This window comes from Pollutibacter soli (assembly GCA_029269725.1).
Classification (GTDB): domain Bacteria; phylum Bacteroidota; class Bacteroidia; order Chitinophagales; family Chitinophagaceae; genus Pollutibacter; species Pollutibacter soli.
Map to the genome: position 1 here is coordinate 237201 of JARJHS010000008.1, position 11187 is coordinate 248387.

The window sequence follows — 11187 nt, forward strand, 5'->3', positions numbered from 1 at the left end:
TTATGCCGGAAACAGACGAAAAGCCACCATTGTTTAAAACCTGGAAAGGTTGGTATGCATTGGTGATCGGGCTGTTATTGTTGCAGATCATATTGTTTGCGCAATTGACTAAACTGTTTTCATGAGCACGATTGACTGGGCCGTATTGATCCTGACGCTTGGCGGGATCATCATTTATGGTGTTTACAAAAGCAGGAGTAGCCGAAACCTCGAAGGCTATTTTCTCAGCAACCGGGAGATGCCCTGGTGGATTGTGCTGTTGAGCATCATGGGAACGCAGGCCAGTGCTGTAACTTTTCTTTCGGCTCCCGGCCAGGCATATACTGATGGAATGCGCTTTGTGCAGTATTATTTCGGTCTGCCATTCGCGATGGTAGTATTGTGCATCACGTTTGTTCCCATCTTTCATAAACTCAAACTCTATACTGCTTACGAATTCCTTGAAAAAAGATTCGATGTAAAAACAAGAACGTACACATCGTTTTTGTTTTTATTATCACGCGCCCTTTCAACAGGTATCAGTGTTTATGCGCCCGCTATAATACTTTCCTCTCTGCTGGGCTGGAATATTTATCTCACGAATATTGTCATGGGAGGTATGCTGATCATTTATACCGTAACTGGCGGCGCGCGCGCAGTAGCGTATACTCAGCAATTGCAACTGATCATCGTGTTTATCGGGTTGATCATTGCCGGATACATGGTCGTTCACTTTTTACCTGCCAATGTCGGTTTTACAGATGCCTTGCTAATCGGCGGTAAAATGGGCAAATTCAATGTGATTACCACCGGCATCAGTGAAAAAGGATTTGACTGGACAGATCGATTCAATATTTTTAGCGGTGTTATTGGCGGCTTTTTTCTCTCCCTAGCTTATTTCGGTACTGATCAGAGCCAGGTAGGCAGGTATCTTACCGCAAAATCCGTTCGCGAAAGCAGGATGGGCCTGCTGATGAACGGGATCGTTAAAGTGCCGATGCAGTTCCTGATATTATTAATCGGAGTTCTTGTTTTTACATTTTATCAATTTAATAGCGCTCCTGTTTTTTTTAATGATATTCCGCTTTCACAATTGCGTGAGTCAGACAAGGCTGATTCATTGAAGCTGCTTGAGGACAGCTACTCATCACTCTCAAAGGAAAAACAAAAACTTGTTGCCGACTTCGTTCAGCAACCCAATGGTTCTGCCGAATCAGATCGTGTAACGGATCAGATGCTGGATATACAGGAAAAGCAAAATAGTCTGCGGGAAGAAGTTAAGCAGTTGGTGGAAAAGAATGTTTCCAAATCGGAATCAAACGATACCAATTATATATTTATCCGTTTTGTGCTTGACCATTTGCCTGCAGGCCTTGTGGGTTTGTTGATTGCAATAATTTTTCTTGCGGCCTGGGGAAGTATTGCAGCTGCACTGAATTCACTGGCATCTGCTACCGTTGTCGATTTTCATAAAAAGTTCATCAATAAAAATTTAACCGACGAACAGGATTTCAGGGTATCACGATGGTACACACTGCTTTGGGGAGTATTCTGTGTTGCAGTCGCCATTTTTGTTACTGGTCTCGGTAGCCTCATTGAAGCAGTGAATGTGCTCGGCTCCTGGTTTTATGGGGTGATGCTTGGTATTTTTCTGGTGGCCTTCTACATGAAAAAAATAGGAGGGAACGCGGTGTTTGTTGCAGCAATTGTTGGAGAGATTATCGTCATCGGAACTTATGCATTCACTGATATTGGTTGGTTATGGCTCAATGTAATCGGCGCTGTGGCTGTAGTGTTCCTCGCCTGGATTTTACAGGTTACGATTTTCGCCAGTTCTAAGCAGGGAGTAAAGCAAATTTAACTTTTGTGGCGAAAACGACCAGGTATCCGATACTTGCAAGTATCGGATACCTGGCGGATTTCACGAAGTTTGACATCAAACCCGGAAAAAACAAGTGATTTTTCTCCTCAGCAAATGTTTTATTCCTTTCCATATCAGTGGATTTCATCAGTTGAATGGAAGGATAATTTCTTAATCGCGCGTAACAGGCGTGGTGGAAATCTGGCGATTTTTCGCCAAAAAAAACTGCTTCAATTGTTTTGAAGCAGTCCTGAAAATTTTTTTCCCAGGCGGTGTCTATTTCTTTTTTTCAGCAGCAGCTACAAGTGTCCTGTCAATATATTGAACTACCTGGTCAACTTTATCAGAAGCATCAAAATGCATATCGGTATGAACCCATTGTGTCATTTTTTTGCCGCTGGCTTTATATTTCGCTTCGACTCTATACCAACTCAGCAACCAATTACCTTTTGTATGCTGGGGTTGTTGTTGTTCATTAACTTTTACCGAAAGGAAGATGGGCGTGTTGAATGTAATTGAATCAATGGCATCCATTCTTCTCTTTTTCCAGTAGGTCGCGATTGCCTGTTTGCCGATCAGGCTGTCGCCGCCATTCCAGTAATACCTGGCATTATCAGCGAACATGTTCGTCCAGGCATCAATATTACCCGAGCTGAGATTGTCCAATCCACTTTTTCCTATGGCAACATATTTATCGTCGCCAATTTCAGTGGGAAGTGTTTTTGTTGTAGCCGGAGCCGCTTCTGCTGGGGCCGCCGCGGTGGGAACTTCTTTCCCTTTATCAGAATTACATGCAAGGAAGATGAGTGCACTACAAGCGCAGAAAAGGATTTTTTTCATACAAAGGTTTTAAACTTTTAAATAATAGCAGTGATGAGCAGGAGTAAAAGCGAAGTAACAGGGGGTATGGGGGTTGTCAGGACCGACAGCTAATGAATGTACAAATATCTTTTATTGCAAGAAATGATTTACGGTGAAACGGATATTCTGTCTTTGATTATAATCAAGCCAATACCTATTTTCACAAAAAATCAACTGCTATATGATCAGGCTCATGGGTATCGTATTGTTTTTTCTGATTATTTGTTCCTGCAATACCGAGGTAAAAACCGAGATTAACAATTCTTCTTCATTACCCATCGAAGGCACCTGGCGCCTGGTATCGGGAAAAGTCAGTACAATCAAAGACACGACTTACACAGATTATACCAAGGGCCAGGAGATGATCAAAATCCTCAACAAAACCCATTTTGCTTTCCTGCGTCACGATCTTTCCGGGGGTAAACAACCCGATGCGGTCTATGCTGCCGGAGGTGGTACCTATAAGCTTGAAGGGAATAAATATTCCGAGCACCTGGCATTTTTCAACGATCGCAACTGGGAAAATCATGATTTTCATTTCACGGTGGAAATCAAAGGCGATACACTTTTTCAATCAGGAGTTGAAAAAATTGATTCATTGGGAATTGATCAGGTGATCCTGGAGACGTATGTGAAGGTTAAATAAGTTCATAGGTCATTGTTCGTAGTTCATAGCCTGCCTGCCGGCAGGTTTGAACAGCCCGTTCATCGTTCATCGTTGTTCGTTTTTCGTTGTTCGTTGGAACTGCCAGTTTACTTTTTATGGCTGGAGAGCTGATGTTGTCGCTTCACAGGACGCTCCTTACAGAGCGGTAAATTGGGGTACTTTAAAAATGTTTTGCTACAAACAAGGAGCAAAAAGCCTTTGTTTTGGAATTGATTTGATTTCACTATAAAATTCCAACTGTTACCTGATGCTATTCAGCAGATTAATTCCACCTCTTCTTACAACTGAGAACCAGCTATACAGGAGTGAATTGATCTCGGGAGAAAATATTAATGAGCACTTGCCCGAAGCAATTCATCTGGCTGGCTACTCATGTTCTTATAATCCAGAACCGACAACTAATGCAAGCCTGCTGTCAACGAAAAACGAAAAACGATCAACGAGCCCCTTCCTGCCTTGTTTCAGATAAAAGTTTCTCCAGTTGTTTTTCTTCTTTCTGTATCGATTTTTTCATCAGGCGGATTTTTTTCTCAAGACTTTTTTCTTCTTTTAAAGCAATACGTGCCCGCTTTGAACTTTTCCTTGCTTCTCTGGCAGCCTTATATGCACGCTTGCTGTATTTTTTTTCAGGCGCATTTTTCTGCAGCGCTCGTGCGGCACTGGCGTTGTCAGCAACGGCTTCGTTAGATTTTGCAACAGCTGCTTTTGTTTCCGTCGCCTGATCGTTCAGTTGCTTTTCCAGCCCTGCGAGCTCCAGCTTTTTCTTTTCAATGCTTTGTTGTTTCTGCACAACCGCTTCACTTGCTGTAAAACTGATCGTGTGAGCGGTGACAGAATCACTGTTAGCCGTTTGTGAGAAACTGAAACCCGAGATGAATACTGTCAGCATGCAAATCAAAAGGCGCTTCATATTCCGTTTTTGATCATGTATTCAAAAGGCCTGCCAGCCCGTTAGGCGTTGTTCGTTTTTCGTTTTTCGTTGTTCTACGGTATTGCGGGTTTGTTTTTATGTAGATAACGCGTTAGCGGTATTGCTTTACAGGACGCTCCTGACGGAGCGGTAAATCGGGCTGCCTTGAAAAATTGTGTTGCTACAAACGGGATGCTCCGATGGAGCAAACAGCCGCCGGTCTGGCTGTTATTAGGGGAGAATTTGATTTCTTATTACTGATGCAATTAATCAGCATAACCCACCTGTCCTGACAACCGGCAACTTGCTGTTCATCGAATTAATCTCTGGAGAAACTATCATTAAGCTGTTACTTTATCCTATTTACCAAGGGCACTCCACCTTTTTTAACAACTAACAACCTGCCTATCGGCAGGCAAGCCGACAACCAATGCAACCGGCTGTTAACGAAAAACGAAAAACGAAAAACGAAAAACGAACAACGAACAACGAACAACGAACAACGAACAACCAACACTACTTCATCAACTTCGCCAGCCTCTTCTCCTCCTTGCTGATCGCTTTCTTTTTTTTCTTAATCGATTTCTTTATTTTTTCTTCCTGGTTTCGCGCTTTTTTTACTTCTTTGGAAGCTTTCTTCGCATCATCTGCTGCATTATGTGCGCGTTTGGAATTTTTTTTGCTGCCCGCGTTTTTCTTCAATTTTTTTGATGCGTCACCATAATCATCGGCCGCCAGTCTTGATTTCTTTTCTGCAGCGCTCGTTGCTGCCAATGCATCGTTAAGTTGTTGCTGCAGACCAGAAAGTTCGCTTTTCAATTTCGCAATGCTTTGTTGCTTTACTGTAATTTCTGCAGCATGCGGACCAGTTGCCGGACTTGTTTGGGCGTGTGAGTTAATAGCGCAAAAGAAAATCAATGAAAAAAGAAATCGTTTCATAACCCGCATTTAGTCTTTTCAAAATTCTGAAATCCTTTTTGTTGTATACCTTACAAATGTAGTGATCCCATGGAACTCGGGATATGCACAAGGGTTAATCCATAGGGATTTACATTTTATGAATACTTAAAAAATACAGATTCTTTCTTAAATTAAGTGGTATTACAGAGACAATTGATAAGCCAGAAAGACAGATAAAAAATCATTCCAGCTAAAGAAATATTAAAAAGATATGAGAAGATTTATGACAATTGTTTTTTTTCTCACATCTTCCGCTATCGTTTCGTTTGCGCAAAGCCAAAAGTATTCACCTGCGAATCTGCATTCGCATAACGATTACGACAGACCGGATCCGTTTTATAATGCATTCAAAAATGGGATAGGCAGTATTGAGGCTGATATCTTCCTGCACGATGGTAAATTATTAGTGGCTCATGAATTGAATGAGCTGCGGGCCAGTCGCACCCTTGAACGATTGTACCTTCGTCCATTGCAGAAGATGATTCGCAAAAACGGGAAATATCTTTTCGCCGGAAATACACACAATCTGATTTTATTGATCGATGTTAAATCGGCTGCAAGACCTGCAATTGATTCACTGGTGCAATTATTAAAGAATTTTCCGGAACTGATCACATCTCCCGTTCTGAAAATTGCCATATCAGGCAATCGTCCGGCGTTGAACGAGTGGAAACTCTTTCCTGATTTTATTTATTTCGATGGAGTTGCAGGAAAAAATTATCCTGACAGTGCATTGGGCAGAATTGCGCTGATGAGTGAAAATTTTCACAACTTCAGCGATTGGATCGGATCAGGACCTGTTGACAAAGAGCAAATGGCTGCGCTTCAGAAACTCGTAGAAAATGAACATGCGCGGAATAAATTGGTGCGTTTGTGGTACACACCGGATAATAAGGCGACCTGGGATTTATTTATGAAACTGGGAGTTGACCTGATCAATACGGATAAGGTGGATGAGGCGGCGGAGTATATTTTGGGGATACCGTAGGCAGTCGGAGACGGGGCAAAAGTAAGTAGGCAATAGCCTGCCTGCCGGCGGGGCAAAAGAAACAGCCAGTGAGAAGTTGAGAAAGAAGTGAATAGCTAACTGATTTATTTTCACATTTCAAATTTTTGGGTGAATGAAGCCTACAAAAAATTACCAGTTGGAATTGTAAATCGACAGGAATTCAGGAAGTTGAAATTTTATTATTGATCATTAATAATCCGGTTTGTTTTTCCTTCGCCTTTTCCGCAACATAGTTATAGTTGGTATTAAAATGACAGTGATAGCGAAAGTGATAAAAGCCCAATTGCTGGATGTAAATTTCCAAACTGATTTTGTTAGTGTAGTCTCAACATCAATGGTAGTGTCATAAATTGTAAAATCTCTTTCTGAATCACCGATAGTCGTTTTTGCAATTAATTTAAGTTGTTGTTTTTCGCCGGGCTGTAATGGTTTGATCTTATATTCCCAGGTAGTTCCTGTCAGATCATCAACCTGCTGTTTTTCGGTATTCAGATCTCTGATGGTAAAGTTTTCCCCGGTAGGGTCTATCAATTTAATACTTACACTTTTCCCGACTAAAACTGTACTCAGGATGGTGCCCTTTTTTGGCATCACACTCATCACAATCATTGTATCAACACCTTTTGAAACAGAAACTTTCGCATCATACCATTCATCAACTTCCATTTGCCGTGGAATATTATGTGCAATATTTCCGCGTGTTAAATTCTTAAAATCATCTTCAGACGGAGTTGTTGGATTTTGAGAAGTATCCGATGGCTTCTTTATCGGCACTCCCTGGGGTTTATTTCCGTATGGCTTTTTTACCGTGTCAGGAGAGGCATGGCCTGTGGTATCCACAGCTACAGCCACTGAATCAACAGCGGTAACAATTGAATCAACAGCGGTAGCAGCGGAATCTACAGCTGCTGTCGATTCATTCATTTCGCTTCCGCAACGGCATGATCTGACAAGGAAAATTATAATTACAATCAGGCAAAACCTGACTACGGCGTTTGAAAAATTACTAAACCGGCTCTCCGGTTGGGTTTGACTGGACATAAGGATAGGTTGGCTCCTTTAAGTTAAAAAATTTTCCAGTCTGCTGAACCGTATTATCACGGTACTCAATAGTTAAAAAAGGCGTCAGAAAAGGTAAATGAAAATGAGGCTTGGGATAAATTGATAAGGATTTCTTTCGAAATAAAAATCCAAGGCAAATCCTTGTTGAAATAAAAATGACGCGAGAGATCGCGTCATTTAAAATTTTTAGCCAAACTCACAGACTCTGTTCTGACAACCGGCAACCAGCCTGCCGGCAGACAAGCTGAAAACTCCGGAATTCGGAGGGCTACCAGTTTTTCCTCCCGAATTTTCTACGTGCCCCGGGCGGGACTTGAACCCGCACTCGCTTTTTCGGCGAACAGGATTTTAAGTCCTGCGTGTCTACCAATTCCACCACCAGGGCTGGTGATTGATCTGCTCTCGGCAAATATTCAAAAAAAACCGCCTGTGATAATCGCAGGCGGAAAAAAAATCCGCCTTTGTTACAAACGTAGGCGGAACTTGAGCGGAAGACGAGATTCGAACCCGCGACCCTCACCTTGGCAAGGTGATGCTCTACCAGCTGAGCTACTTCCGCGTTTTATCTGCCGAGACCTTGGTCAGGCAGAGGATTTTGCCAACGTTTTACTGAAGGCAGTACTTGTTCTTCAAAACGGACGGCAAAAATAGCAAAACCAGCCGAATGAAAAAATTTTTACGACTTATTTGTATTTGGGAGTATAAAGGCTGCTCTCCGGTACTTCTACATTGGGTTTGCCTTTATAGCGCATGGAGTACAGGCCGTAGCAGCCACCCATCAGCATAGCTGTAAATGTGAAAATCTGTACATGAAAAAGAAAACGGGATGATGATACCCAGTTTCTCGCAAAGTCAGTTCTTTCCGGTTTATCTGCCTGTACGTGATGATCCATAATAGTTTTGATTGCTGTGCAAAAATAAGGGTTGAAATGTAATATCCCTAGCGTGATTTTATTTTTTAGATGCATTCATCTCGCTGTAGGTTTTTTTACCCTGGATAAAATGCTTCCACACAATATTACCGGGATAAATAGTATCGGGTTTATGCATTTTCTTTTTGGGGAACAGCCCTTGTTTCCTGTGCCTTAACCACCAGCCAAAAAACCCCCAATGCGCCTTGATCACTGCACGAACATAGGTCTCCTGGCCAATGAAAACATTCTTCAATGCACTCACCAGATCAAGCAATAATCTGTAAGGTATTTTCCAGAGCCTTTCCCCGCGGTAATAGTTTTTATACAACATGATGAGGTTGTTCCTGAAATTCAGATAAACCTTCAGCGTATTTCCTTTCGGAAGTGTCCCGCCGCCTACATGATACACCAACGATTTCGGACAAACGAAAATTTTGTAATTCGACAATTGCATGCGCCAGCAGAGATCGATCTCTTCCTGGTGGGCAAAGAAAAAAGGATCAAAACCGCCCATCTCATGAAAGACCCTCGTCCTTACGAAAAAAGCGCAGCCACTGGCCCAGAAAATTTCAACATTGTCATTGTACTGACCATTATCATGCTCGCAATAATCAAATATGCGACCGCGACAAAAAGGATAACCATAACGATCGATATATCCCCCTGCAGCGCCTGCATACTCAAAACGATTTCTCTCTGCCCACATTAGAATTTTAGGCTGACAAGCGGCAATGAATTTGTCCGATTCCATCAGTTCAATCACGGGTTCTATCCATCCCGGAGTCACTTCCACATCGGAGTTCAGCAACACACAATATTCAGCAGACACTTTTTGTAATGCAGTATTGTATCCTTTGGCATATCCTTCATTAACCGGGCTGCGCAGAATTTCAATGTCCGGATAATTCATTTCAAGAAAGCTGACGGAATCATCAGTCGATCCGTTATCCGCAACAATTAATGACATGTTGGGATAGGTAGATTGCTGGAGAAAGGGTAGGAAATGTTCCAGGTGTTTTCTGCCGTTCCAGTTCAGTATCACTACAGCTACCTTCGGATATGATTGCAAACCTTCGGGATTATTTGTCAAAAATATAATTTGAACCTATTCAACCCCATTTTTTCAGAGGAATCGACGACATTTAACTCATTTATCCTCCGGATATTTCGCAAAAATGAAATTTCCCCGGCATTTTTCGTTTTACATTGAATGCAGGACTAAAAGCGGGTTCGATTACACGATTATAACACATGTGGCGACAACTATTAAACTGGCGAAGTTTACTGGCAGGAATTGCAATGATCATTGTAATCGCAACGATATTCTATTCCCGGTATTTATCCGGCCAGATTGCGATTCAGGAGCGGGAAAAAGTAGAAGCTTGGGCCGAGGCCCAGCAATTCATTGCAAAGGCGACTGCGGAACAGGATATCCTGTTTGCTACACTGATCATGGCTGGTCAGAATACTATTCCGGTAATTGAAACAAACGAGGCCGATAGCATCACCAATTATCACAATATCGATTCTTCAGAAGTGCAGGAAAATCCGGCGGTATTGAAATCATTGATGCGTGAATACAAACGTCGTAACCCGCCCATCATTACCTATCTCAACAATGATCGTACGCAGTACAACCAGTACTATTATGGCGAATCCATTCTGCTGAAACAGATCCGGTATTATCCGATTGTACAGCTGGTGATTGTAACATTGTTTATCATCGTGACTTTACTGGCATTGAGTACACAACATCGTGCGACACAGAACCAGCTTTGGGCGGGCATGGCAAAAGAAACAGCTCACCAGCTGGGGACGCCTTTATCTGCATTAGAAGGTTGGGTGGAGATGATGAAAGAAAGTCCTCCCGATAGACGCATGATTGGTGAAATGGAAAAAGATATAGGCAGATTGAAACTGGTATCTGATCGTTTCAGCAAAATCGGAAGTACACCGCATCTTGAAACACATGATCTCATACATGTGCTTCAGAATGTGGTGGATTATGTCAAAAAGAGATCTCCGGAAAAAGTAATTTTTAAAATTGAATCAGGTAATGTCAAAGAGTTACCGGTACAGATATCTGCTCCGTTGTTTGAATGGGTGGTAGAGAATATTTTAAAAAATGCACTCGATGCCATGGATGGGAAAGGGATGATCTCATTGCATATACAGCCATCGGGAAGCCAGGTTTATATTGATATTACGGACACAGGAAAAGGTATTTCTGCAGCAAATATTGCACGTGTTTTTAATCCGGGATTCACAACAAAGAAACGTGGGTGGGGATTAGGATTGACGTTGTCGAAAAGGATCATCAATCAATATCATAAGGGAGAATTGTTTGTGAAACATTCGGAGCCAGGAAAGGGAACGACGTTCAGGATAGTATTGAGAAGATGAAGCGGGGAAAGAATCGCCTACGGCGAGTTTTACATGCAGAACGCGGAGTTCGCAGAGAAACAGCCCGCAGAGAAGCGCGGAGGAAGTTTTTATATTAGAGTGCTTTTAGAATTTCTGACAATTATTTATTGCTGTTATTTATTAGTTAACGCGAATCTCAATTGCTCAATACACGATATTTTTTTCTCCGAAACTCCGCGTGTATTGCTCCCGCGTATCTCTGCGTGTATTTCTCCGCGTCCTTTGCGTTCCGGCTGTTCAACTCGCCGCAGGCGATTACATGAGCCGAAGTAGAATCGCCTACGGCGAGTTTTACATGCAGAACGCGGAGTTCGCAGAGAAACAGCCCGCAGAGAAGCGCGGAGGAAGTTTTATATTAGAGTGCTTTTAGAATTTCTGATAATTATTTATTGCTCTTATTTATTAGTTAATGCGAATCTCAATTGCTCAATCCACGATATTGTTTTTCTCCGAAACTCCGCGTGTATTGCTCCCGCGTATCTCTGCGTGTATTTCTCCGCGTCCTTTGCGTTCCGGCTGTTCAACTCGCCGCAGGCGATT

The 11187-nt window shown here is 42.3% G+C and carries 11 protein-coding genes and 2 tRNA genes; 5 read left to right on the forward strand and 8 right to left on the reverse strand.

The genetic code is table 11. From position 1 onward, the window contains the following. Positions 1-2 precede the first annotated feature (2 nt). Positions 3-125 carry a hypothetical protein gene (locus tag P2W82_RS19085; RefSeq protein WP_336517531.1) on the forward strand — a complete coding sequence of 41 codons (123 nt, stop codon included), beginning with the start codon at positions 3-5 and terminating at the stop codon, positions 123-125. Continuing rightward, on the forward strand, positions 122-1840 hold the full coding sequence (locus P2W82_RS19090; RefSeq protein WP_336517532.1) for a sodium:solute symporter family protein: 1719 nt from the start codon (positions 122-124) through the stop codon (positions 1838-1840). The genes P2W82_RS19085 and P2W82_RS19090 overlap by 4 nt, the downstream gene beginning before the upstream one ends. Positions 1841-2116: 276 nt before the next feature. On the opposite strand, the gene P2W82_RS19095 is transcribed toward P2W82_RS19090, so the two are convergent. Further along, the gene (locus P2W82_RS19095) at positions 2117-2680 is read right to left on the reverse strand and encodes a nuclear transport factor 2 family protein (protein ID WP_336517533.1); all 564 of its coding nucleotides are present in this window, start codon (positions 2678-2680) and stop codon (positions 2117-2119) included. Positions 2681-2882: 202 nt separating this feature from the next. Between P2W82_RS19095 and P2W82_RS19100 the strand changes: the two genes are divergently transcribed. Then, the gene (locus P2W82_RS19100) at positions 2883-3347 is read left to right on the forward strand and encodes a hypothetical protein (protein ID WP_336517534.1); all 465 of its coding nucleotides are present in this window, start codon (positions 2883-2885) and stop codon (positions 3345-3347) included. A gap of 457 nt (positions 3348-3804) precedes the next feature. On the opposite strand, the gene P2W82_RS19105 is transcribed toward P2W82_RS19100, so the two are convergent. Both P2W82_RS19105 and P2W82_RS19110 read right to left on the reverse strand, forming a co-directional pair. Beyond that, positions 3805-4278, reverse strand: coding sequence for a hypothetical protein (locus P2W82_RS19105; protein WP_336517535.1), 474 nt, complete (start codon positions 4276-4278; stop codon positions 3805-3807). Between the two features lie 516 nt (positions 4279-4794). Further along, entirely contained in the window at positions 4795-5217 is a 423-nt protein-coding gene (locus tag P2W82_RS19110; RefSeq protein WP_336517536.1) for a hypothetical protein, read from the reverse strand. 232 nt (positions 5218-5449) lie between these two features. On the opposite strand from P2W82_RS19110, the gene P2W82_RS19115 reads away from it, so the two are divergent. Then, positions 5450-6226, forward strand: a complete 777-nt coding sequence (locus P2W82_RS19115) for a PI-PLC domain-containing protein (protein ID WP_336517537.1) — start codon at positions 5450-5452, stop codon at positions 6224-6226. Between the two features lie 210 nt (positions 6227-6436). On the opposite strand, the gene P2W82_RS19120 is transcribed toward P2W82_RS19115, so the two are convergent. The 5 genes from P2W82_RS19120 to P2W82_RS19140 form a co-directional block, all read right to left on the reverse strand. Next, positions 6437-7288 carry a hypothetical protein gene (locus P2W82_RS19120; protein WP_336517538.1) on the reverse strand — a complete coding sequence of 284 codons (852 nt, stop codon included), beginning with the start codon at positions 7286-7288 and terminating at the stop codon, positions 6437-6439. 319 nt (positions 7289-7607) lie between these two features. Further along, positions 7608-7694 (reverse strand) — tRNA-Leu (locus P2W82_RS19125). A 101-nt stretch (positions 7695-7795) separates the two neighbouring features. Next, positions 7796-7868, reverse strand: a tRNA-Gly gene (locus tag P2W82_RS19130). Positions 7869-7992: 124 nt separating this feature from the next. Beyond that, complete coding sequence (locus P2W82_RS19135) at positions 7993-8202, reverse strand: hypothetical protein (protein WP_336517539.1); 210 nt, start codon at positions 8200-8202, stop codon at positions 7993-7995. A 58-nt stretch (positions 8203-8260) separates the two neighbouring features. Then, positions 8261-9313: a glycosyltransferase family 2 protein gene (locus P2W82_RS19140; protein WP_336517540.1), complete on the reverse strand. Its 1053-nt coding sequence runs from the start codon at positions 9311-9313 to the stop codon at positions 8261-8263. Positions 9314-9474: 161 nt separating this feature from the next. Between P2W82_RS19140 and P2W82_RS19145 the strand changes: the two genes are divergently transcribed. Then, complete coding sequence (locus tag P2W82_RS19145) at positions 9475-10626, forward strand: sensor histidine kinase (protein WP_336517541.1); 1152 nt, start codon at positions 9475-9477, stop codon at positions 10624-10626. Positions 10627-11187: the final 561 nt, after the last annotated feature.

Bases quoted from the DNA above. Each gene is read 5' to 3' on its own strand.
- P2W82_RS19085 (WP_336517531.1), top strand. From the start codon at position 3: ATGCCGGAAACAGACGAAAAGCCACCATTGTTTAAAACCTGGAAAGGT.
- P2W82_RS19090 (WP_336517532.1), top strand. From the start codon at position 122: ATGAGCACGATTGACTGGGCCGTATTGATCCTGACGCTTGGCGGGATC.
- P2W82_RS19095 (WP_336517533.1), bottom strand. From the start codon at position 2,680: ATGAAAAAAATCCTTTTCTGCGCTTGTAGTGCACTCATCTTCCTTGCA.
- P2W82_RS19100 (WP_336517534.1), top strand. From the start codon at position 2,883: ATGATCAGGCTCATGGGTATCGTATTGTTTTTTCTGATTATTTGTTCC.
- P2W82_RS19105 (WP_336517535.1), bottom strand. From the start codon at position 4,278: ATGAAGCGCCTTTTGATTTGCATGCTGACAGTATTCATCTCGGGTTTC.
- P2W82_RS19110 (WP_336517536.1), bottom strand. From the start codon at position 5,217: ATGAAACGATTTCTTTTTTCATTGATTTTCTTTTGCGCTATTAACTCA.
- P2W82_RS19115 (WP_336517537.1), top strand. From the start codon at position 5,450: ATGAGAAGATTTATGACAATTGTTTTTTTTCTCACATCTTCCGCTATC.
- P2W82_RS19120 (WP_336517538.1), bottom strand. From the start codon at position 7,288: ATGTCCAGTCAAACCCAACCGGAGAGCCGGTTTAGTAATTTTTCAAAC.
- P2W82_RS19135 (WP_336517539.1), bottom strand. From the start codon at position 8,202: ATGGATCATCACGTACAGGCAGATAAACCGGAAAGAACTGACTTTGCG.
- P2W82_RS19145 (WP_336517541.1), top strand. From the start codon at position 9,475: ATGTGGCGACAACTATTAAACTGGCGAAGTTTACTGGCAGGAATTGCA.